General features: G+C 26.0%; 23 protein-coding genes. 16 read left to right on the top strand and 7 right to left on the bottom strand.

What is annotated here, in order from left to right:
* The first annotated feature begins 53 nt into the window (after nucleotides 1-53).
* Both AC11VW_RS07120 and AC11VW_RS07115 read left to right on the top strand, forming a co-directional pair.
* Nucleotides 54-335, top strand: a complete 282-nt coding sequence (locus AC11VW_RS07120) for a hypothetical protein (RefSeq protein ID WP_484300709.1) — start codon at nucleotides 54-56, stop codon at nucleotides 333-335.
* A gap of 162 nt (nucleotides 336-497) precedes the next feature.
* Nucleotides 498-2,276, top strand: a complete 1,779-nt coding sequence (locus AC11VW_RS07115; RefSeq protein ID WP_484300708.1) for a DEAD/DEAH box helicase family protein — start codon at nucleotides 498-500, stop codon at nucleotides 2,274-2,276.
* 63 nt (nucleotides 2,277-2,339) lie between these two features.
* Here the strand turns inward: AC11VW_RS07115 and AC11VW_RS07110 are convergent, their stop codons facing one another.
* Complete coding sequence (locus tag AC11VW_RS07110; protein ID WP_484300707.1) at nucleotides 2,340-3,164, bottom strand: undecaprenyl-diphosphate phosphatase; 825 nt, start codon at nucleotides 3,162-3,164, stop codon at nucleotides 2,340-2,342.
* A 155-nt stretch (nucleotides 3,165-3,319) separates the two neighbouring features.
* On the opposite strand from AC11VW_RS07110, the gene AC11VW_RS07105 reads away from it, so the two are divergent.
* The 3 genes from AC11VW_RS07105 (at nucleotide 3,320) to AC11VW_RS07095 (ending at nucleotide 6,602) form a co-directional block, all read left to right on the top strand.
* Nucleotides 3,320-4,228 carry a tyrosine-type recombinase/integrase gene (locus AC11VW_RS07105; protein ID WP_484300706.1) on the top strand — a complete coding sequence of 303 codons (909 nt, stop codon included), beginning with the start codon at nucleotides 3,320-3,322 and terminating at the stop codon, nucleotides 4,226-4,228.
* Between the two features lie 88 nt (nucleotides 4,229-4,316).
* Nucleotides 4,317-5,759, top strand: a complete 1,443-nt coding sequence (gene purB, locus AC11VW_RS07100) for an adenylosuccinate lyase (protein ID WP_484300705.1) — start codon at nucleotides 4,317-4,319, stop codon at nucleotides 5,757-5,759.
* Nucleotides 5,760-6,149: 390 nt separating this feature from the next.
* Nucleotides 6,150-6,602, top strand: coding sequence for a MarR family winged helix-turn-helix transcriptional regulator (locus AC11VW_RS07095; RefSeq protein WP_484300704.1), 453 nt, complete (start codon nucleotides 6,150-6,152; stop codon nucleotides 6,600-6,602).
* A 56-nt stretch (nucleotides 6,603-6,658) separates the two neighbouring features.
* Here the strand turns inward: AC11VW_RS07095 and AC11VW_RS07090 are convergent, their stop codons facing one another.
* Entirely contained in the window at nucleotides 6,659-7,882 is a 1,224-nt protein-coding gene (locus AC11VW_RS07090; protein ID WP_484300703.1) for a pyridoxal phosphate-dependent aminotransferase, read from the bottom strand.
* A 301-nt stretch (nucleotides 7,883-8,183) separates the two neighbouring features.
* On the opposite strand from AC11VW_RS07090, the gene AC11VW_RS07085 reads away from it, so the two are divergent.
* The 3 genes from AC11VW_RS07085 to AC11VW_RS07075 all read left to right on the top strand — a co-directional run bounded on the left by AC11VW_RS07085 (nucleotide 8,184) and on the right by AC11VW_RS07075 (nucleotide 10,468).
* Complete coding sequence (locus tag AC11VW_RS07085) at nucleotides 8,184-9,131, top strand: galactose-1-phosphate uridylyltransferase (RefSeq protein ID WP_484300702.1); 948 nt, start codon at nucleotides 8,184-8,186, stop codon at nucleotides 9,129-9,131.
* A gap of 75 nt (nucleotides 9,132-9,206) precedes the next feature.
* Nucleotides 9,207-9,959, top strand: coding sequence for an exodeoxyribonuclease III (locus tag AC11VW_RS07080; RefSeq protein WP_484300701.1), 753 nt, complete (start codon nucleotides 9,207-9,209; stop codon nucleotides 9,957-9,959).
* Between the two features lie 179 nt (nucleotides 9,960-10,138).
* Nucleotides 10,139-10,468: a hypothetical protein gene (locus AC11VW_RS07075; protein WP_484300700.1), complete on the top strand. Its 330-nt coding sequence runs from the start codon at nucleotides 10,139-10,141 to the stop codon at nucleotides 10,466-10,468.
* Between the two features lie 53 nt (nucleotides 10,469-10,521).
* On the opposite strand, the gene AC11VW_RS07070 is transcribed toward AC11VW_RS07075, so the two are convergent.
* Nucleotides 10,522-11,295, bottom strand: coding sequence for a 3'-5' exonuclease (locus tag AC11VW_RS07070; protein ID WP_484300699.1), 774 nt, complete (start codon nucleotides 11,293-11,295; stop codon nucleotides 10,522-10,524).
* Nucleotides 11,296-11,659: 364 nt separating this feature from the next.
* Here AC11VW_RS07070 and AC11VW_RS07065 point away from each other — a divergent pair, with 364 nt between their 5' ends.
* The 4 genes from AC11VW_RS07065 (at nucleotide 11,660) to AC11VW_RS07050 (ending at nucleotide 15,647) form a co-directional block, all read left to right on the top strand.
* Nucleotides 11,660-13,558, top strand: a complete 1,899-nt coding sequence (locus AC11VW_RS07065; protein ID WP_484300698.1) for a type I glutamate--ammonia ligase — start codon at nucleotides 11,660-11,662, stop codon at nucleotides 13,556-13,558.
* A 14-nt stretch (nucleotides 13,559-13,572) separates the two neighbouring features.
* A complete protein-coding gene (locus tag AC11VW_RS07060) occupies nucleotides 13,573-13,773 on the top strand; it encodes a hypothetical protein (RefSeq protein ID WP_484300697.1) in 201 nt (66 codons plus the stop codon).
* A gap of 136 nt (nucleotides 13,774-13,909) precedes the next feature.
* Nucleotides 13,910-14,722 carry a M23 family metallopeptidase gene (locus tag AC11VW_RS07055; protein WP_484300696.1) on the top strand — a complete coding sequence of 271 codons (813 nt, stop codon included), beginning with the start codon at nucleotides 13,910-13,912 and terminating at the stop codon, nucleotides 14,720-14,722.
* A gap of 202 nt (nucleotides 14,723-14,924) precedes the next feature.
* Nucleotides 14,925-15,647, top strand: coding sequence for a hypothetical protein (locus tag AC11VW_RS07050; protein WP_484300695.1), 723 nt, complete (start codon nucleotides 14,925-14,927; stop codon nucleotides 15,645-15,647).
* A gap of 7 nt (nucleotides 15,648-15,654) precedes the next feature.
* On the opposite strand, the gene AC11VW_RS07045 is transcribed toward AC11VW_RS07050, so the two are convergent.
* Nucleotides 15,655-16,779, bottom strand: coding sequence for an MGDG synthase family glycosyltransferase (locus AC11VW_RS07045; RefSeq protein WP_484300694.1), 1,125 nt, complete (start codon nucleotides 16,777-16,779; stop codon nucleotides 15,655-15,657).
* 157 nt (nucleotides 16,780-16,936) lie between these two features.
* Between AC11VW_RS07045 and AC11VW_RS07040 the strand changes: the two genes are divergently transcribed.
* The 3 genes from AC11VW_RS07040 to AC11VW_RS07030 all read left to right on the top strand — a co-directional run bounded on the left by AC11VW_RS07040 (nucleotide 16,937) and on the right by AC11VW_RS07030 (nucleotide 20,320).
* Nucleotides 16,937-18,274 (top strand): hypothetical protein, encoded by a 1,338-nt coding sequence (locus tag AC11VW_RS07040; RefSeq protein ID WP_484300693.1) that lies wholly within the window; start codon nucleotides 16,937-16,939, stop codon nucleotides 18,272-18,274.
* Between the two features lie 43 nt (nucleotides 18,275-18,317).
* The gene (locus AC11VW_RS07035) at nucleotides 18,318-19,352 is read left to right on the top strand and encodes a M42 family metallopeptidase (protein WP_484300692.1); all 1,035 of its coding nucleotides are present in this window, start codon (nucleotides 18,318-18,320) and stop codon (nucleotides 19,350-19,352) included.
* A gap of 407 nt (nucleotides 19,353-19,759) precedes the next feature.
* Nucleotides 19,760-20,320 (top strand): hypothetical protein, encoded by a 561-nt coding sequence (locus tag AC11VW_RS07030; protein ID WP_484300691.1) that lies wholly within the window; start codon nucleotides 19,760-19,762, stop codon nucleotides 20,318-20,320.
* A 95-nt stretch (nucleotides 20,321-20,415) separates the two neighbouring features.
* On the opposite strand, the gene AC11VW_RS07025 is transcribed toward AC11VW_RS07030, so the two are convergent.
* Nucleotides 20,416-20,721 (bottom strand): hypothetical protein, encoded by a 306-nt coding sequence (locus AC11VW_RS07025; protein ID WP_484300690.1) that lies wholly within the window; start codon nucleotides 20,719-20,721, stop codon nucleotides 20,416-20,418.
* 266 nt (nucleotides 20,722-20,987) lie between these two features.
* On the opposite strand from AC11VW_RS07025, the gene AC11VW_RS07020 reads away from it, so the two are divergent.
* Nucleotides 20,988-22,232, top strand: coding sequence for a hypothetical protein (locus AC11VW_RS07020; RefSeq protein ID WP_484300689.1), 1,245 nt, complete (start codon nucleotides 20,988-20,990; stop codon nucleotides 22,230-22,232).
* A 69-nt stretch (nucleotides 22,233-22,301) separates the two neighbouring features.
* Here AC11VW_RS07020 and AC11VW_RS07015 read toward each other — a convergent pair whose 3' ends face one another.
* Together AC11VW_RS07015 and AC11VW_RS07010 are read right to left on the bottom strand one after the other, a co-directional pair.
* Complete coding sequence (locus AC11VW_RS07015; RefSeq protein WP_484300688.1) at nucleotides 22,302-22,622, bottom strand: YlbF/YmcA family competence regulator; 321 nt, start codon at nucleotides 22,620-22,622, stop codon at nucleotides 22,302-22,304.
* Nucleotides 22,623-22,838: 216 nt separating this feature from the next.
* On the bottom strand, nucleotides 22,839-23,657 hold the full coding sequence (locus tag AC11VW_RS07010) for a pyridoxamine kinase (protein ID WP_484300687.1): 819 nt from the start codon (nucleotides 23,655-23,657) through the stop codon (nucleotides 22,839-22,841).
* Nucleotides 23,658-23,698 lie beyond the last annotated feature (41 nt).

Here is a 23,698-nt window from a genome sequence, read left to right as displayed (position 1 = left end):
TAAGAAAGCTAAAATGGTAATAATAAATATAAAATTATAGAAGGGGTGAATTTATGTTAAATAAATTAGCTAAAAACCAGTATGTAAAAATAGTAAAAAGTAATGATAAGAAAAAAGAAATAGAATATGGTGTTGTACTTAATGAAATAGACAATAAATATGAAATAATGAGTGTTGGATTTGAAAATAAAAATGGACATTTCTTAGAATATCCAACTGATGTAGCAGATTTAGTTCAAACATATACTACACAAGATGCAATGTTTGATGAGGTAAAAGAAAATGAAGTAAGAAGAAAAATGAATAATTGGTTAGATAAAAATTATAAAAGTTAATTTATGTGGGAGAGTTATAAACTCTCCTTTTTATGATTAATTATTTTAAATATTAAAAGATAATGATTTATGTGAAAATTAAATAAATTAATTAAATAACCAAATATAGTAAATTATACTTTAAAATGATATAATTATTATTAAATAAGGGGGGAATATAAGATGAATAAATATATAAATATTAACTCTGATTTAGATGCCTTAAAGATAAAAGAAATTGAAACAATCTTTTATGATAATATACAAGAAGATGTAAATCTAATACCGAAAGTTACTCCTTTTAAAGGAATAAATACAGACATGTTGTATATAAAAGACAATAAAGTTTTATTTATAAAGTTTATGGATACAACAGAAGATTTGTTCTTTATATTAGAAGATGAGTTACTAGAAGTCATGAAGGAAGAAGCTGATTTATTAAGCTTAAAAATGAAACAACTAGATAAAAAAATAAACTACAATTATATATTTATAATGCCTTATGTAGAAATAGATAGTGATAATGAATTCAAAGAATTTATAGATAATCATATCTTAGATAAAAATAAGCTTAAAGAAATAATAAATGACAAAGAAATAATAAATGATTATTTAACAGATAGTAATAATGAAATAGATTTGAATTTATTCATGTTAGACATTTGTCCCGAATATTATATAATAAATGATAGAGTGCATTTAAATAAAAGGTTTAAAAAAATCTCATTTTATAATGATGATTATAAATACAGTGCAACTATATTAGAGAAAGAACAGTTAGCAGAGTCTATATCTATAAAATATGGCAATACTCTATTTAAAGGTGGATCAGGTACAGGAAAAACTACAATAATGCTATCAAGAGCTATAAAACTAGCTAGAGTATATCCTCATCATAAGTTTTTAATATTAACAGACTCAAAACAAATTTGTAATGAACTAAGAGAAAAGGTTGAATTATTATATAATACTAATAATAATTTAGAAATATATACTTATAGTTCATTTATATTTAAATTAGCTAAAAAATATAATCTAATAATAGATTACAGTTTACTAAAAAAAGATTATGAAAAAACTTTTAATAATTTAGTTAAGCAAGCTAAAAATATCATTAAAAATAAGAATATGTTTAAAGGAATATTTATAGATGAAGTAGAGAGTTTTACTAAAGATGAAATAGAATTTACTAGAGAATTTCTATATGAAACAAAATTCATATTCAATGTGTGTGTGTGTGAAGCTCTTAATATAAGTAGTGATTTGAATATATTTAAAGAAAATCTTGAAGATGTAGAATTTGAAGAAATTGTGCATTTGAAAAAAAATTATAAACAAAGTAATGAACTTGTTCAATTTACTAATAATTTTTCGAAAAATGCAAATAAATATATAAATGCATTAAGAGATAATAAAATACACAATGAATTTTACACAACAGAGCCTATAAGAGATGGAAATGAAGCTATAGATATAATAAAGGTAAATGACCTAGATGAACAAATAAGTTCTCTTATATTCGAAATAAAACACTTGAAAAATAAAAAAGGATTGGAGTATTCTGAAATAGGTGTACTATATCCTTATAATAAAAAGAAACTAAAAAACGGGAAAACCATATATTTCCAGTATATGTTAAAAAAAGCTTTAGAAGAAGCAGAGATACCATATATATATGCAGAAGAAAGTTTAACGAATATAAGCAAAAAACATGGAGTGACAATATCTAATATATATACTATAAAGAATTTAGAGTATAAAGCTTTAATAGTATGTGAATTAGAAATGTTATATAATCATACTATAAATGATAAAGAACAAAATTATCAAATAAATGACTTTGTAGGAGATTTAAATAAGGTATATTTAGCTATAACTAGGGCTTGTGATCATTTAAGCATAATAACCACATTTAATGGAAACTGTAGTGATATAATAAAGCTTCTTATAGAATCAAAATAAAAGAAGCACAAATTGTGCTTCTTTTATTAAGCTATGCGTGATGATATGAGTATATCAAATTTATTATTTGAGGAAAGTAAAGTAACTAAGTACTATTATTCCTAAAACTATTCTATAATAACCAAATATCTTAAAGTCATGCTTTTTAACATAATCCATAAGGAACTTTATAACGAATATTGAAACTATAAATGCTACAACTGACCCAGTACCTAAAGCAAACCATTCAAAGCCACTAAATGCAAAACCAGCTTTTAAAAGTTTTAGAGCACTAGCACCAAGCATAGTAGGAATAGCTAAAAAGAATGAAAATTCTGCAGCTACATATCTAGATGCACCAAGTAGTGTAGCACCTATTATAGTAGCCCCTGACCTAGATGTACCAGGTATAAGAGCTAAACACTGGAATAAGCCTATTCCAATTGCTAACTTATATGTAACCTGAGAAAAATTATTAAATTTAGGTCTTTTATTTTTATTTTCAATAAATATCATTATTATTCCATAAACTATAAGTGCTATAGCAACTGTAGTAGAATTGAAGAATAATCTATCTATATCATCTTCAAATGGAAAGCCTATAATTACAGATGGAATAACAGCTACTATGACCTTAAGCCATAAGTCTACAGTTTCCATTTTTTGTACTTTAGTTTTTGAACCATCAAATGGATTCAGCTTTTTAAAGAATATCGTAAGTACAGCAAGTATAGAACCGAACTGAATTACAACTAAAAAAGTACTAACAAAAGTAGATGAGAAATTAAGTTTTACAAATTCATCAACTAATATCATATGGCCAGTACTACTTACAGGTAGCCATTCAGTAATACCCTGTACGATACCTAAAAGAATAACTTTTAAAATTTCAATAAAATTTTCAAGCAAATTAATTACCTCCAATATAAATCATAATAAACGCAAATAAACGTCAACTTAGAGTATATCAAGAGTATTAATTACGTGTCAACTATAAGTAAACTAATATTACTAAAACACAGAAAATTATAGATGATAATATAAAAAAGTAGAAGGGAGTTACTATGACCAAGGCGATAGGATTAGATGATTATGAATATGAAGTTTTTAAAATGTTTTCTAAAAAACTTAATCCAACAACCAAACATGACTACTTATCCAAAATAACTGCATTTAAGGAGTTTATAGAAGATAAGGAACTTGTTTATGCTGACAAAGAAGATTGTACAAAATTTATAGAGAATGTAAAAGAAAACTATGCTAAATCAACTTCGGAAAAGATATATAGTTATTTACATAGTTTTTATAATTTTTTAAAGAAAGAAGAATATATAGAAATAAATCCATTTAGATATGTAGAAAAGCCTGAAGTAACAAGAATAAAAACTAAGGATGATGTACTCAGTATTCAGGAAATTAATAAGCTTATAGATACACTTTATAAGTTGAATGCAAGAGATAGAGTTATTATAGTATTTTTAGTTACGACAGGATGTTTATTAAATGAGCTTGTGAATTTAAGATGGAAAGATCTTATGGTAGATGATAAAAATAATTACTATACTAATTTAGGTAAAGGAAGAAAAGAAAGAATAGTAAAGCTTCATCCGTACTGCTTTAAATTAATAGAAGAATATAGAAGTTATTCAGGATTATCTGAGGTTATAATGCCTACTGAAGAATTTGTATTTACAACTCAAAAAAGTAACTCTATAACAGATAGAAACGTAAGACTAATAGTAAGGAAAGCTCTAGATTTAGCAGGACTTTCTCAGTATTCAGCAAAAGATTTTAGACACTCATTTGCAGCTATATCACTAAGGTTAGGGGCAAATGAAGAAGATATAAAAAAACAGCTCGGTTGGAGTGATAAATACTATGCAATAAGATACAAATATGTATTAAATTTTGTGGACAGTGAAAGTATAGATTACATGATTAATAAAGATAATATAATTATAAATAAAAAATAAAAATGAACATAAATCAAAAAAGGCTTGTTATCGTTCGTAAGATTTTATATAATTATCATATAATAAGACAGAAGGAAGGTACAAAACTATGATAGATAATAAATACACTACATATACAAATCCTTTAACAGATAGATACTGTAGTAAGGACATGAGTTATATATTCTCTCCACAATTCAAATTCTCAACTTGGAGAAAATTATGGGTTGCATTAGCAGAAGGTGAAAAAGAGTTAGGAATAAACATAACTGATGAACAAATAGAAGAATTAAGAGCAAATGTAGAAAATATAAATTTCGATGAAGCTAGAAAAATAGAAAAAGAAGTAAGACATGACGTAATGAGCCATGTAAAAGCATATGGATTACAATGTGATAAAGCTAAGGGAATAATACATCTAGGTGCAACATCTGCATATGTTGGTGATAATACAGACGTTATACAAATGAATGAAGCTTTAAAGCTTTTAAGAATAAAGCTTGTTAACTTAATAAACAACTTAAAAGAATTTTCTCTTAAGTATAAAGATATGCCTACACTAGGATTCACACATTTCCAAGCAGCTCAGCTTACTACAGTAGGTAAGAGAGCTACTTTATGGGCTCAAGATTTAATACTTGACTTAGAAGATATGAACTATAGAATAGACAATATGAAACTAAGAGGAGTTAAAGGAACAACTGGTACTCAAGCAAGTTTCGTAAGTTTATTTGAAGGTAATAGTGAAAAAATAAAAGAACTTGATAAATTAGTATGTGAAAAAATGGGATACAAATCTTCATATGCAGTAACTGGACAAACGTACACTAGAAAGTTAGATTATCAAGTTATAAGTGTACTATCAGGAATAGCTCAAAGTATGCATAAAATGACTAATGATATAAGACTTTTACAAAGTTTAAAAGAAATAGAAGAACCATTTGAAAAAAATCAAATAGGTTCATCAGCTATGGCTTACAAAAGAAATCCAATGAGAAGTGAAAGAATAGCATCATTATCGAAATATATAATAACTGAATCATTAAGCCCTGCATTAGTACAAGCTACTCAATGGTTAGAAAGAAGCTTAGATGACTCAGCAAACAAAAGACTATCTATACCACAAGCATTTATGGCAGCAGATGCTATAATTGAAATAGGAATGAATGTAACTGATGGATTAGTTGTTTATGAAAACATGATAAATAAGCACATAAACGAAGAACTTCCATTTATGGCTACAGAGAATATACTTATGGAAGCTGTAAAAAGAGGCGGAGATAGACAAGAATTACATGAAATAATAAGAGAATACTCTATGCAAGCAGCTTATAGAGTTAAACAAGAAGGTAAAGATAATAACTTAATGGAACTTATAATGAATGACGAAGCATTTAAGATGAGTAAAGAGGAAATGTTATCTATAATGGATCCTAAAAACTTTGTGGGTAGAGCTCCAGAGCAAGTTGTAGAATTTGTAACTGAGACTTTAGAACCAGCAATAGCAGACTTTAAAGAATGTATAGGATTAAAAGTAGATTTACACGTATAAATAGAAGCTGTTTATAAAAAGTGTCGATATAATCGGCACTTTTTTTATCTGAAAAAGATATGAAATAAAAAAATATATATGAATTAAATTCCTTCTTATTGCAAAAATTAATACCGTATTTAATCAAGACGTAATTATGATGGCACGAAATATAAATATATCCTCAAAATTAACGTTAGTAGTATTAGTACTTATGATATTTATATCAGTATTTGTTTTCTTGAAACTACACATTATCGTAAATTAATTGTAGTGAGTTTTTTAGTTTTATGCGGTGTTGCATTTAATCATATAATGTAAGTTATTAAAAGTATATTGTATTAATAAATATTTTATTGTAAACTAGAATTAAAAGAGGAAGTTAATAAATTAAATATCTGGGGTGATAGAATGAAGTGCATAGTGTCAGACACAATAGAGTTTTTATCTAAGACATTTCCAAAAATATATTCAAGTCTTTACTTAGAATATTTAAAGCAATATTCAACTGCATACAATGTTAATAAAACACAATTAAGAGCATTAATATTTATTAAAAATAATGGAGCTATAAGTATGACAGATTTATGTGCTTTTCTAAATATAGAAAAGGGTAGCTTGACTAGTATGGTAGATGATTTAACAGAAAAGGGATATGTTATAAGAACAAAGGATTTATCAGATAGAAGAAAATATCTAATAAGTATAACAGAAAAGGGAACAATACTTGCTTGTGATTTTATGGATAAGCTTAGTAATAAGTTAGAAGAAAAATTTTTGAAATTAGATGAAGATGATCGAAATAGATACATGGAAGCTATAAATACTTTACAGTATATTTTAAATAAAGAAGAATTTAATTAAAAAGCAACCTTATATAAGGTTGCTTTTATTATGTAGGAAGTAATCTGATATAAATACTAAGCTTCAACTATAGATACTTGAGAATTTTTAGTTAATGCAACATATTGCTCAAGACCTTCTTTTAAAAGTGTAGCAGCTTTGTATAAGTCTGATTCATTAAGAATATAAGCAAGTCTAATTTCATCACGACCTAGTCCAGGAGTAGCGTAGAATCCTTCAGCAGGACAAGTCATAACAGTTTCACCATCTTTATTAAAATCTGTAAGCATCCAAATTACAAAATCTTCTGCATTTTCTACAGGCAATTTTGCTACAATATAAAATGCTCCAGTAGGTTTTTCACATACAACACCATCAACCTTCATTAATTCATTGTATAAAACGTCTCTTCTGTGTTTATACTCTTCATTAACTTCTTTAAAGTAAGATGCTGGAGTTTTATATAATTCAACAGAACCAAGTTGCTCTAAAGTTGCAACACAAAGTCTTCCTTGGCATAATTTTAATATTTCAGCTATAAGACCTTTGTTTTTAGAAGCTATAGAACCTATTCTAGCACCACAAGCACTATATCTTTTAGAAACACTGTCTATGATAATAACTCTATCTTCAATTTCTTTTATATTTCCAAAACTTGTATAGTCAAGTCCATCATATACAAATTCTCTGTAAACTTCGTCTGCTATTATCCATAAATTATGTTCTATAGCTATTTGTGCTATCATGTAAATTTCATCTTTTGTATAAACAGCACCAGTTGGATTACCTGGATTAGAAAGTAATATACCTTTAGTCTTAGGATTAATTAGAGAACAAATCTTTTCTTTAGATGGTAAGTGGAACCCATCTTCAGCTTTAGTAGTAACTGGATTCACTTCTATATTTACGCACTGACCGAATCCATTATAGTTAGTATAGAATGGTTCTGGAACTAGTAAATTGTCACCTGGGTCACAAGTAGCCATCATAGTAAATAATAAAGCTTCACTACCACCATTAGTTACAAGTATATCATCACTGTCAAAATGCATATCATATGTAGTATAATAATCTTGAAGTGCTTTAATCAATTCTGGAATGCCATTAGATACAGCATATTCTAGAACGTTACTGTCAAAGTTTTTAACTGCGTCAAAGAATCCCTTAGGTGTTTTAATATCTGGTTGACCTATATTTAAATGATAAACTTTAATTCCTTTAGCTTTGGCATCAAGAGCATAAGGAACTAATTTTCTTATTGGAGAAGACTGCATAGCAGTTACTCTTTGTGAATATTTCATTTAAAGTACCCCCTGTTATTTTAACATAATTAGACTATGTTTATAAAATTTCTATCCAAGATTATAGTAGCATAATTAATTACAAAAATCATCACAAAGCAGTAATATACTTATATACAAGATATTAGTAAAAATTACAATAAAACTATAAATTCGTTTTTTATTTACAAAATATATAAAATATAAAATTCATTTATTATATATATAAGTTGCAATGAATGAAAAAAATAAAATATATCGAAATAAATTTCTTATAAAGAGAAAATATAATAGAAAAAGGTATTAGTAAGAGGAGTTAACTATGAAAGAAATAAGAATAGATAATATTAATAATGATATAGTCATAGTTGCAAAGGATAGATCTAAAAGACCTATGGATAAAGCTGCGACACAGACAGAAGAAGAAATTACTTTAGAATATGAAAAGGAATGTGTATTTTGCAGAGGAAATGAAAGTTATACTAAAAATGAAAGATTTAAAATAGAAGATGAAATAGGGTGGTTAGTAAAATCTGTAGATAATAAATTTCCTATTGTGGATTCATTGCCAGGGGAGATATATGGATTGCACGAGGTCATGATAGATACATATCGACATAATGGAAGCTTTTATAATATGAGTGAAGGTGAATTTGAAAATTTATTTACCATGTATAAGGATAGATATACTGCTCTGATGTGTGATGAAAAGATTAAATATGTAAGTATTTTTAAAAACTTTTTGAGAAAAGCAGGAGCTTCTTTAATTCACACTCACTCTCAGATAATATCATTGTCTATACTTCCTCCAGAAATCGAAAATGAAATAGCTATATCTAGAAAATATTATGAAGATAACAATGAATGCTTATATGAAAATATAATAAAAAATGAAATAGAATTTGGAAAAAGGGTAATTCATAATGGTAATTATTTCTTAGTTATAGTTCCTTATGCAACTAAGTATAGTGGAGAAATTAGAATTATATTTAAAGAAAAAATTAGTTTTGAAGAAATAAATAAAAAACATATAAGCGAATTATCAAGACTATTTAAAAAACTATTTAAAAATCTATATAATGTAAATGGATACAATCCTTTTAATTTATGCATCCACACTCATCCTCTAAAGGCAGAAACTAAAGATATTTTCAATGTACACATGCATATAATACCAAGAAAATATAGCTTTGGAGGATTTGAGCTGGGCACAGGTATATATGTATCATCAATGAATCCAGAGGAATTAGCAGAAAAATTAAAGTTTTAATATGTTCTGATAGTATATACAAATAATTGGGTAATATAAATTATATAAGAGTTTTACATAAATTAGGAGGAAGAAATGAAATTTATATCATGGAATGTTAATGGAATAAGAGCATGTGTCACAAAAGGATTTTTAGACTACTTTAAAGAAGTAGATGCAGATATATTTTGCTTACAAGAAACTAAACTTCAAGAATGTCAAATAGAACTAGATTTAGAAGGATATCATCAATATTGGAATTATGCAATAAAGAAAGGATATTCAGGAACTGCTATATTTACAAAGCAAAAACCTTTAAATGTATATTATGGAATGAATATAGAAGAACATGATAATGAAGGAAGAGTAATCACTTTAGAGTTTGAAGATTTTTACTTTGTAACAGTATATACTCCGAATTCTCAAAATGAATTAAAAAGGCTTGGTTATAGAATGATATGGGAAGATGATTTTAGAAATTATTTAGTAGAATTAGATAATAAAAAGCCGGTAATTATATGTGGAGATTTAAATGTTGCACACAACGAAATAGATTTAAAAAATCCTAAGGCAAATAGAAAAAATGCAGGATTTACTGATGAAGAAAGAAAAAAGTTGACTCAATTTATAGACGCTGGATTTATAGATACGTACAGATATTTTAATCCAGAAAAAGAAGGTGCATATTCTTGGTGGTCATATCGATTCAATGCAAGAAAAAATAATTCTGGATGGAGAATCGATTATTTTGTAGCATCTAAAAAAATAGAAGATAGATTGGTTAGTGCAGATATACATAATGAAACATTAGGTTCAGATCATTGTCCTGTAGAACTAGTTATAAAATAATGCCTAAAAAGATTAATAAAATTATTCATTTGATAATATAATGTATAGTGACATGTTTAATATATTATAAATCCAATCCCTAAAGGGAAGAGCGCACTAGGTTTATAGGTGTGTTTAACAATAGGGCAGGAGAACTAAAATCATAAGAAAAATAATTTTATAACAAGGGGGATATATTTATGAATTTATTAGCTCTTAAACAAAAGCTAGAAAAAGGAAAATCTTTAGGTGGCGATGTTATATATATAAAAGAAGATAATGTTTTGTATGGATTAGAGTGTGTATATGAAGACCAAGAAAATAAAAATATAACATTATTAAAATCAAAAGATGAGTCTATTAAAGTAGATGATTTTTTGAAAATTGTAGATGAATTATATGCTACAGTAGGAGATAAAGAAGTATTTATAGGGAATAATGAGTATACTAGAGGAAATAAAAAGGAAATAAAAAGTGTAGAATTTGCTCAGTATGAATTATTAAAAATGTTATTTATAAATGTAGAATAAATAACTTAATATAGAAATACTTACTAAAGATAAAAAAAGATAGACAACGTTGTCTATCTTTTTTTTTCTTTAGTAGTATCAATTAAAAATTGATTTGTCTTACCCATTTTATAGGCTAAATCAATAATTTCTTTATCCTCGTCACTTAACTCTCTATTTAATATCTTGCTAAATTCTTTAAATAATTTGTCATAATTAATTTGTTTCTTAGCCGGTCTTTCAACTGTTGATGATTTTACAGTTGTATATATATACACATCAGGCACAATGCTTGGATTATATATTCTAATAAAAACTTGAGCAGTATAAAATGCATCATTTAAAGCATTATGATATGACTTATCTTGATTTAATCCAAGTATTTGAATAGCATTTTGAAGGCCAATACTTTTACCAACGGGATTATCAAAATAAATAGAAGCATAATGTTGAATATTTATATATGACTTAGGAAGCGTTTTTGAAGGCAAATCATAATAGGTTATATTTCTATATAACTCTTTTAAATCGCCAGTTCCCCAAACGCATAAAATCGGATCTTTAGATGATATAAATTTTTTGAAATCCTTATATACTTGCGGAAAGTTAGGGGCATCTGCCACATCATTTAGAGTAATACCAGTCATTCTTCCTATAAAGGGATGTATACCTTTATATATTTGAGGCTTAACGTAACTATTGAAAGTATCAATTATATTAAAGTTACTATCTAATTTAATTGCGCCTATTTGAATTATTTCAAAAGGACATCTTTGATTAGATACTGTTTTATTAAGAATTTTATCGAATCCTTGATTGAATTCTAAATCAAAAACTATATATTCCATAACATTTCTCTCCTAAACTATCTTATCTTACGAATATAATGAATATATTCATTAATGTATTTATTAAAAAACATTAATATAAAAAAGTAAATAAAATACTTATTAGTATAGTATACCCTATATTTACAAAAATGTTAAACTATTGTGGCAAGTATTTAGAAAATAGTTAATAAAATAAAATTAATTTGTAAACAAAATAAAAAATATTGCGAACTTTTAAATGATAATATATAATAGGTATAAATAAAAACACGAACAAAAATATTTTTTATTTAGAAAATATAAATATAAATAAAGAGTATGTCAAAAGAAATTTTTGGGAATTTTAAAAATGTTATATGAAAATTCAAGGAGGAGTAATTGTATGAAAAAATTATTATATACAATAGAAAAACATAATCATAATGAAAAAGATCTTAAAGAAATTTTGAATAATAATAAGAACATAAAATTTGTTTCTTTAATGGGTGTAGATTTGGGAGGAAATGCAACTGACGAAAAAATACCAGTGCAATTATTTTTAGATGATATAAGTGGTTTTTTAGGATCAGCTATTCAAACTGATGGATCGAGTGTTGAACTTTACAATATAGCAACATTAAATAATGCTAAAGTTGATTTAATGCCTGATGTAGATTGTAAATGGTATATAGACTATAATTTTGAACATATCGATGAAGAACTTAATTTACCTATAGGTACTCTTAGAATTCCAGCATTTTTAATACATGAAAACAAAAAAGTATGTTCAAGGGGAATATTAAGAAAATCAGAAAAATATTTTAAAAAATCAATTTTAAAATTATTTGAAGAATATCCACATATGATAAAAAATATTGGAATAGAAGATGTGTCTAATATAGAAGATATAATATTAACTGCAGCTACTGAGTTAGAGTTCTGGGTAAATACACCTGAAGATAAAGCAGATTTAGAAAAGTTATATGTATCGCAAAGTTTAAAAGAACAATATTGGAAGAGAACTCATGGTATTATAAGAACTTGCTTAGAGAAAAGTTTAATATTATTACAAGATTTAGGTATAAGTCCAGAAATGGCTCATAAGGAAGTTGGGGGAATAAATAGTTCTATAAGTATAGATGGAAAAACAAATCATGCAATGGAGCAATTAGAAATTTCATGGAAATTTTCAAACCCACTACAAGCTGCAGATAATGAATTGCTAGTAAGAGAAATCGTAGAAGATGTATTTACATCAAATGGTTTGGAAGTAACATTTAAAGCTAAACCTATATACGGGGTTGCAGGTAGTGGAGGGCATACTCATGTAGGTGTTAGTGCAAAATTAAAAGATGGAAGTATAAAAAACTTATTTGCTCCAAGAGATATGAAAGAAGACTATTTAAGTGAAATAGGATATGGTGCACTTATGGGAATGCTTCATAACTATGAAGTATTAAATCCTATCGTGACATCATCTAATGATGGATTTAACAGACTAGTTCCAGGATTTGAAGCTCCTGTATGTATAGTTACATCGCTAGGGCATAACTACGAGGTAGCATCAAGAAATAGATCAGTGCTTGTAGGATTAGTAAGAGATATAAAAAATCCAAAAACAGTAAGATTTGAATTGAGATCACCAAATCCATTATCAAATACTTATTTAGTTATAGCTGGATGCTATCAAACTATGCTAGATGGTATAAAAGCAACAGCAAAAAGTCAACTATCAACGAAGGAACTTGAAAAAGAACTATCGAAAGATGTAGGTCAAGAAAGTTTCTATTTAGAAAAAAATAGAGCATATAGAGACGAAAATGATGTATTTGAACATTATACATTAGAAGAAAGAAACAATAGATTCTCAGTTCCACCAGCGACGGTTTATGAAAATCTTAATAATTTACAAAAATATGAGTATAAGTTAAGTTCTCTAAAACAAGGTAATGTATTTACAGATATTATAATAGACTCGTTTAAAATGGGAGCTTTAGACAAGTGGACAAAGGAATTACAAAATAGAATTATTAAAGAAAACATGGAAACTATAAGAGGTTGCGTAAAAATACACAATAAAGAAAATATGGATGCATTAGATGAAGTTGCATGGAATGCTATTTCAGATATAAAGTTTAATGTGATGAAAGATACATTAACTAGAAAATCATTATTCACTAGAATTAGAGAAGCTATAACTTGTGGTGATTATGAAGCTGTATCAAATTTACAGTTAGAATTAAAAAAAGAAATAGAAAAAATTCAACAATTATATATGCAATATATAAAAAATATATACTAAAAAAGAAGAGCTAAATGCTCTTCTTTTTTAGTATATATTTTAGATTAAATGATGACTCTCAAAATGACCAAGATAAAGAACGACAACAAATTGATATAATGATATTAAAAGGTATAATAATTGCATTAGTAGTTTTTGATACAAGAAAATACATAAAAAAACATAACATATTACATGAAACGGATAAATTCAATGAAAAAATCCTTTTAAATTAAAGGTTTTTTTATATTTAAAATATATAGGGGTAATCGGAAAAGTATGTGGAAAAAACTATAAAAATAAAAAGTAGTAATAAAATTTATAAAAAACGTCAATATTAATAAATAGTAATAAAAAGGAGTGATAAAAGCTATGAAAAAAACTATAAAAATGGTGATGATATCGATGATATTATCGATGATTTTTTTTGTCAGCAAAGACCACAGTATATATGCATTTAGTGAAGAAATAAATATAGACTCATTAATTGACAACAAAAAGAATCAGGAAGAACTGAAAAGTAAAATAAGTAATGTTGAACAAAATTTAGAAAGCAAGTCTCGGTATGCTAATGATGAAAATCAAGAAACTGAAATGGAGGTTGTAAGTATAAGTTTTGTAGAAGATAAGCCAGAATTAAAAAATTATTTAATCAATGAAGTAGCGTATATGGAAGAAGAAAAATTAGATTTAGAAAAGCAATTAGAAAAATGTATGATAGAAGGTATAAAAATAGAAAAATCAATAGAAGAAAACAAAAGAAAATATTTAGAAGAAAATAATTTGAGTTTTATATCAGGAATATGGCCAGTACCTTTATATACTGAAATCAGCTCTCCTTTTGGAAACAGGGTACACCCGATAACAGGAGAACGAAGTTTTCATAAAGGAATAGACATACCTGCACCTCAAAATACAGAGATAGTATCATCTGATGATGGCATAGTTATATTTTCTGGAGTTCAAAATGGATACGGAAATGTAGTTAAAATAAAACATTTTGATGGAAAAAATACTGTATATGCTCATAACACTTTAAATATAGTTAAGGAAGGCGATATAGTAAGGCAAGGTCAAGTGATTGCAAAAGTTGGTACTACAGGTAATTCTACAGGAAATCATCTGCATTTTGAAACTATAGTAAATGAAGAAAATCTAAATCCCATAAATACGGTGAAACAATAAATTGTGCTAAATACTCTAAATAGTAGCGTATTTAGTAGTAATGTATTAATGTTTAAGTAAAATTAATACATATAAAAAAGAAGGGTAATATACCCTTCTTTTTAGCATAGAATTAAGTATAATAAAGGATTAATTAAAATAATAGAGAACTTATAATTTAAAATAATTGAAAATTCAGAGAATTTACAAAAAGGAGGATTTCATGAAAAATAAATTTATACCAGATGTATTTGTGTATATGGTTGCTCCTATAATAGTATGTAATTTAATTAATGCTAAAAGCATGAGCTATATAATAGTGGCATTGATATTTTCTATATTTATTTATAGTTTTATAACTAGGAAAAGACAATTTAGATTAAATACGACAGGATTGCTATTTGCATTTGTATATATAGGTCTAAGTTTACTAAAGCAAGGTGTTGAATTAGATTTTATGAGGCATATATATGATATATATTTTTTCATATTAAGTTCAATAATATTAATAACATTAAAATTGTTTAACAAAAATATAATTCAACAAATATATATAGATGCACTAAGAGCTAATGGATATACTAGATCTTATATACGTAATTCTTTAAAAAAGAGTAATCTTCAGGATGAATTTGAAAAAGCTTCATCAATAGTAAATATACATTTATTATCTATGACATTTATTAAAGTATATTCTATAGCAACATATGGAGTGAAAAATTACTCAATTACAGCAAATTTAGAAATATTAGTTTGTATGCTATTTATAGTTGCTGAGATTTATATGATTTCTAGAATAATTCAAGAACATAAATCTAAAACTAAAAAAAAGGAAAATCTTAAACAAAATAAAAAACAAACTGGTTTTGCGGTTGTTAAAAATATAAAAAAAGAAAATAAAGAAAAAATTATATACTTAAATAAATATAAAAGAACTAATAAATAACAAGAAATTAAATCTTGTTATTTATTAGTTCAAGTACATAATCACCTATTTTATCATAATCAATAAGCTTTTTAAAATCTCTTATATTTGATTGCATAAAATCGAGTATAGACTCAAATTCGCCAGAAGCTAATTGATAAAATACATTTTTTAAATCATCTGCATCAGTATAAACAAAACCTATACCCTTATCTATTATAAATTTAGCATTTTCTATTTCTTGACCTACCTTGGGAACCTTAACTATGACTGGTGTTTGAGAATGAATACCTTCAAATAAAGTAGCCCCACCAGGTTTTGTTATCATAAAGTCGTAGTTTTTTATTAAATTATGCATATCATTTACATAACCTAAAACCTTTATATTAGATAAAGGTTTTTTTTCTGTAAGATACTTATATAATTTTACATTTTTACCTGTAACTATTGTTATTTCTATATTACCAGGACAATCTTTGATGAATTCATCAATCCAGTACATAAAATCATTATCTACATCAAACAATCCTCTTCCACCACCTAGTAATAATATTCTATATTTATTAGGGATATGAATTTTTTCATCAGTATAAAAACTCTTATTAATAGGTACACCAGTTGCCTTTATACATTTTGGAGAAATACCTTTTTGTACGAATCTATTTCTTATCTCACAAGATGGAACAAAGTACATACTAGTGTTAGGATATATCCACTCAAGGCTATCTACAACATCTGTAACAACTGTTAGAGTAGGTATGTCTATATCTGGATATTTAACTTTGAAATTATGAACACAACCAGCTGCTAGTGGAAACGTCGATATAATTAAATCAGGTTTTTTATCAAGAATATACTCTATAAGTTTAGGTGCATATAATTTATGAGATAAATTATTTTTTGAATAAAAAGACTTCTTCAAATAGTAGTAATAGTTATATAATACCGGTGTGTATTTAGTATTATTTTCATATAATTTAACCATTGGTTTGTTCATTTGGGGAATACTGGCACTTATAAAATTTTGTATTATAATATTACAAGTATTATCTTGTTCTAAAATGTAATCTCTAAGAGCATTTGCAGCACTTATGTGACCGGCCCCGAATTGAGCTGTAAGTATTAGTACTGTCTTGGATTTATTTATATCCATTAATTATTCACCTCTTCTAATGTCTCGTGTATAATTTAACTTTATAATGATAGTATTATACATCTATAAATTGATTTAATCAATAATAATAAAACTTATGACATTTAAGAAGGATATATTTGTATTAAGTGGAAACTTAATACAAGAGGTGGATGGTATGGGAGGAGTATGTAAAAAACATGATGAAAAAGAAAGTATAGAAAGTGATTTTATAGATATACTAAAACTCATTGTATACTCGAGCATAGGTATATTTGTATTTTTCATTCCTATAAAATCAAATGGACAATCATTAACCGTCATATATCATATAGCATATAAATTGCAATCTGATGCAAGACCCTTTTTACAAATATGTATAACTTTGTATGTAATACTAGGGTGCCTTAAACCAATATTCATAAATAAAGAGAAGAAAATAAATAGTAACAAAATATATATATATATTAGGTTATTTAGTATACTAATAATAGTAAATATATTTTATGGAAAAAATACAATGATATTTTTAGATGAAAATATATTATTATTAATGGATGAGTTAGTTCTAAATATAGCTACAGTATTTCCGTTAAGCGCAATATTTATTACATTTTTACTAGATTATGGATTTTTAGATATAGTAGAATCATATTTCCATAAAACAATGAAAAAAAACTTTGAATTAAGTGGGAAAACTTTGGTCAATATACTTATATATCTTTGTACTGATTGTTTTTGTGGAATGTTTATGACAAATAAATTATATAAATCAGGTAAAATAAAATATAATGAAGCTTGCATAATTATATTAAACTTTTCTATACTATCATTTCCTATGATTAATTATATATCTAAAGAATTGAACATAGATAATATGAATTTAATTATTATATCTACATTGATATTAATAATAAGTAATATGATTTTATGTAGAATTTATCCTCTAAATAAAAAGAAGAAATCGTATTATATAAAAACAAGCTATAAAGAAACATTACATAAAAAAGACAAGTTACGAAAAGCTATAAAAAAATATATTCAAAATAAAAATAATAAAAATATATTTAGAACAGTTATTGATAACTTAGAAGAAGCTTTTGCTATAATTATGAATTTAATTCCAGAACTAGTTATGATTCTATATTTAGGAAATATAATATTAAATAGTGAACTGATAGTAGAAATATTTAAATACATATTTTATCCTATAATAGAAATATTTAAAATTTCAGATAAAAATGAATTTAGCCTATTTAGTGTGAATTTATTTTATAATCGTATTATAGGTATAGATAGTGTTAATAGACATATTCAGTATACAACTAAATTTTTAATTGGAATAATAGCAATTTTAAGTTGCTCATCAATTAGTAGTAATATATTATACATAAAAAGTACAGAGATTAATATAACTAAAAAAGAATTTTTAGTATCCTATATACAAAGAATAGTTATTATAATATCTATTTACTCTGTAATGTACTATTTCTATAGAGGATATATATACGGTTAATCTGAGTATAAATTATATAAAATTATAAATAGGAGAGATTAAGATGCATAATGTGAAAATAATAGAAAAATATTTAGAAGAACTTTTATTTATTCCAAGCCCTACAGGATATACAAATGAAATCTCAAATTATATAAAAAGAGAACTTGAAGAAATGAATATCGATTATAAGATTTCAAATAAAGGAATAATAGTTGCAACGATACAAGGAAAAAATGTAGAAAAAGAAATCACTTTCTCATCTCATATAGATACACTAGGGGCAATAGTTACAGAAATAAAGCCAAATGGAAGGATATGTATATCACAAATTGGAGGATATATGATGAATTCCATAGAAGGTGAAAATTGTTTAATACACACTAGATCAGGAAATAAATATGAGGCAACATTACAAACGATAAGACCATCTATTCATATACATGGAAATGAAGCTAGAGAGTTACCAAGAGATTGTAAAAATTATGAAGTTATAATAGATGAAGAAGTTTTTACAAAAGAAGGTGTATATAATTTAGGAATTGAAGTTGGAGATATTATATCATTTGATACGAGAACTAAAATAACTAAATCAGGATTTATAAAATCTAGATACTTAGATGATAAAGCATCAGTAGCAGCTATATTATATACAATACAGTATATGAATTTAAATAATATACAGCCTAATAATACTATAAACTTTTTCTTTAGTAATTACGAAGAAGTAGGACATGGATCGTCAGCATTTATACCACAAAATACATCTGAATTTATTGCAGTAGATATGGGATGCCCAGGAGAAGGACAAAACTCCACAGAATATGATGTATGTATATGTACAAAGGATTCAAATGGCCCATATGATCATGAATTCATCAATAAACTAGTAGACATATGTAAGCAAAATAATATAAATTATAAATTAGACATATACCCTAATTATGGATCAGATGCTACTGCTGCATTAAAGTCTGGAATGGATGCTAAATTTGCACTGATTGGTCCAGGAGTATTTGCATCACATGGATATGAAAGAACTCATATTAAATCAATTGTAGAAACCATAAAATTAATAATAGCCTATATAACTAATTAAGATAAAATATAAATAAAAAGCTCTATTAAAATAATAATTATTTTAATAGAGCTTTTTATTTATGAAAATGAACTATTATGTTAAACAAAGTACTGTATTGATAACTCATGAATAAGTTAAATACACTGTTGTGTAAAAAATAATAATATGTTTTATGGAAAGGAGGCGTAGGATGAATACTCAATTTAAAAAAGAATGATATAAGGGAAGTAAATGAAAATTTAAATGAATTAAAAAAAGAATATAAAGTAAATGTAAAAACATAATGTATAAATATAAATTAGATTAAATTTATAAAATGATTTTAAAAATATTGCAATATAAAAAAAAAGTAGAAAAATAGTAAAAATATTAAGTATACTGTGATATAATATTAAGAACTAAAAAATAAAAGAAGAGGTATACTTATGAATAAATTAGCAGTAAGTTTATTTTTAATTGCTACTATTTTATTAACTATAGCATGTACAAATGATAACTTAAATCAAGATAGTATTATAGATGTTAAGCCATCTTCAATAGTCAATAATAACGATGAAATATATTTACAAAAAGAACAAATTACAATAAAAAATTCAACGAACTCACAAAAAACATCAAATACTATAAAAATACCTATTAATATAGTGTCTAAAGATAGAAATGATATTAAATATTTAGAGATTAAAGAAGGCAGTTCTCTTCAAGAAAAGATAGAAAAGATAATAAGTGCAATCTCTAGTGAGTGTTTCAACGGGTTACCAATGAAAATTACAGTTTATGGTAAGAACACTGCGAAGGTAGAGTTAATAGAACCTAAAGACTCAGATAATGCTACGGTTTCATGGAAAGATGATTATTTAAATGAATATACAAAAGAATATACTATAAACACTATAATAAAAAACATAATCCAAGAAGAATATAAAGGTGAATGGATAGAAAAGGTTCAATTATATTATGAAAATGAATTGATACAATTAGATTAAAAGCAGTATTAGAAACTATTTTGTTTCTAATACTGCTTTTTTAAATTAAGCTTATAAATCACCTTATTAGTGCTAAAGATAAGCCCGTTTTTATACTATACAGTAGAATCATCCATATTACCAGATTGATTAGCTATATAAGTAGCAATAGATAGTACTCCTATGCCAGCAAGAAATTTTAATTGTTGCTTAGCAACAAACTTACAAGTTGGGACTGTAATTTTTCTAATTGTTGGGCTGATAATACTTGCAGTAGCTAAAGTAGAGCCTGCAATTATACCTGTAGCTAACATTGGATTATTTCCAGTGAATTTTTTTAAATCCTTTGAAAAATCATTGTAATTATCACTACAATCACAGAATTCATCTTCATTGATATTGTCAAATTCATTTAAAGTCATAAAATCACTCCAATCAAGAAATTAATAGAATTGAATTTGTAATTCTTGTACATATGATGTGCAAATAATAGAAAAATATGATATCAAAGAGTAATAATAAAAAATAATATTTAAATATGCAAACAAAAAACATATATCAATTTACTTAAAATACATCAACCCTAAATAATTAGTAACCACATTGAAAGACAATCATATAATTATATTAGACAACATAAGTTTTTTCTTATGGGGGTTAATTTACAGCAAAGGGGTTTTGACATATTATGAGAAAAAAAAAGAAACAAGTATGTTCAACTATATCCAAATATGAAGATTGTAATATATGTAGTGAACAAGTAAATACATGTAAACCATGTAAACCATGTAAACTAAATAATTCGTGTAAACCAAGTAGCACATGTAAAAAGCCAGTTAAGGAGTATGTAGAGTGTCCTTGTGACGATTATGAAATAACTTCTGTAGATAAGTGTGCTAAAATAGCTAAGCAAGCAGAAGAGTTATTTGAAAAAGCTTTAGCATCTGAATGTAAGGCTACAGAAGCATATGAACAAGCTAAAGAATGTGAAGAAGCATCAAAAATATTATCATCAAAAGCTAAAAATTTAATGAAAAATGCTCATCGTGATGAAAAAGAATCTAAAGCAGCTGAGTGTAAAGCTAAAGAGCTAATGGAAAAATCTCAAAAACTTTTAGAACAAGCTAAATGCTTATATAAAGAAGCTGAAAAGATAGAAAGTGAAGCAGAACGTAATTGTGAAAAAGCTAAGTGTTTATACCAAAAAGCTCAAGAGCACAATGATCTGGCAAAAGGTTTATATAATCAAGCATTAAAATGTGATGAAAAAGCATTAGAATGTTATAAGATAGCAGGGGAAAAGATAAAAGAGTATGAAATGAAATCAAAAAAATGTGAAGATATGATGCTAAAATGTAGTCACAAATTAGATCAATGTGAAAACAAACCTAAGTGTGGATTAGAGTCATCGAAGTACGTTGAATGTGGAAAAGAAAAAGAAAAAGAATGTGGATGTAAGCAGGAAAAAAATAAGTATGATTGCTATGCTCCAAAGCAAAAGTATTGTAAACCAGAATGTAAACCAAAATCTTATAATACATGTTATGAAGAGGATGAAATAATATATATTGAACAGGATGATATATATATGGATAATGGATGTACAGCTTATGTAAGTCCTATGTATGATTACTATGCTCCAAAGAAAAAAAATTGTAAATCAGAATATAAACAAAAATCTTACAATACATGTTATGAAAAGGATGATATGTATATGGATAATGGATGTACAACTTATGTAAGTCCTATGTATGATATGTGTAGTATGCAATACATGGGTGGATTTGCAGAACAATATCCAAGTTTAGATATGCCTTATATGAATCCATATATAAACCAATATCCAGACATGAATGATATGTGGATGAACTATTATATGATGATGCAAAATATGATGCAAAATATGATGGCTCAGCCAAGAGATTTTGATTAGTATAAAAAAAAGAATGCTTTAAAGCATTCTTTTTTTTATAGAAATTTAGATTTGATATTCATTATATGCTTATTTTAATAATTCTTTTTCAATTGATTTATATAGATTTTCCATCATAGAATTAAATTGTTTTGTAGCTTGCATATAATTTGAAACTAGAGGTAAGTTAAAAAAATCATGATAATCTCTATTTAGTTGACTAATCTTTTTAGAAGCATCTTCAATTTTATAATTTGAATAAATTGTATTTTTTTTATTAATGTAACTATCAAGTTGCTTTTTCAAAGTTCTATTTTTTTCTAAATCCATCTTACTTTTATTCATAATTTTGAATTCACTTGTATTTTTAACGTAATCAGCAAACTCTCTAGCTTTTTGATTTATATCCATATAATATCCTCCCTTATATAAAATCGCTATAGTATATTTTATATAATGAGTTTATAATATAGACTAAATATTAATATTTATAAAAAAAAGTAATACTAAAAGTGTAGCAAATCTAAAGTATAGTTAATAGTATATAAGGTATGAAATTGACAAATAAGAAATGACATCGTGGAAAAGGAGGCCTCTAATGTTAGTTAGGTCTCCTTATTTATAGTATTAAAGGGAAGTTAAGTCATTTAAAAACTGTTCAAACATAACCCCATCATTTCTGTCTGTATTAAACTTAGATGTATAATTTACAGTTTTATAAATGAAGCTGGTAGCTTCTGTAACAGAAAATTCTAAATCATATCCTTTATTTAAAAGCCCACAAAGTATAGAAGTGAATATATCTCCCGTCCCACTATAAGAACAATCATTATATTTAACAGAAGTAAAAAAGAATTTATCTATATCTCTATCATAACCCAAGTTTAATATATTTTCATCTCTTATTATACCCGTAATGACCACTTTACTAGGTCCTAGAGAAGACACTTCCTTAACAATATCTATAAGTTCACTTTCACTAAATTCATCTACCTTATAATCTCTATTAGTTAAAAAGCAAGCCTCTGTCAAATTTGGAGTAGTAAGATTTGAAAGCTTAACGAGTTCTTTTATTTTAAGGCACATATCTGTATCAAAAATAGGATACATAGATCCGTTATCTCCCATAACTGGATCTATAACTACCAATGCATTCGAATTTTTATGTATAAAATCACAAACTATATCTATTTGATTTTTTGACCCTAGAAAGCCGCTGTATATACAATCAAAATTTATGCTAAGGTTTTTCCAAACTCTAGAATAGTCACTCATATGGTTAGTAAAATCCACGAATGTATATTCTGGGTATCCTGTTTGACTTGATAGTATAGCAGTCGGAAAAGGACAACACTGAACTTTTAATGCTGAAAGTATAGGAATAGCAACTGTCAAAGAACATCTCCCAATACCGGATAAATCATTTATTGCAGCTATTTTCTTCAATATAATAGCACCTCCATATATAAATTTAAAAATTAAAGTTG

It is taken from the genome of Romboutsia sp. (assembly GCF_056995035.1).
Note: the sequence above shows the minus strand (reverse complement) of the source record. Positions and strands in the feature narration are given on the sequence as shown.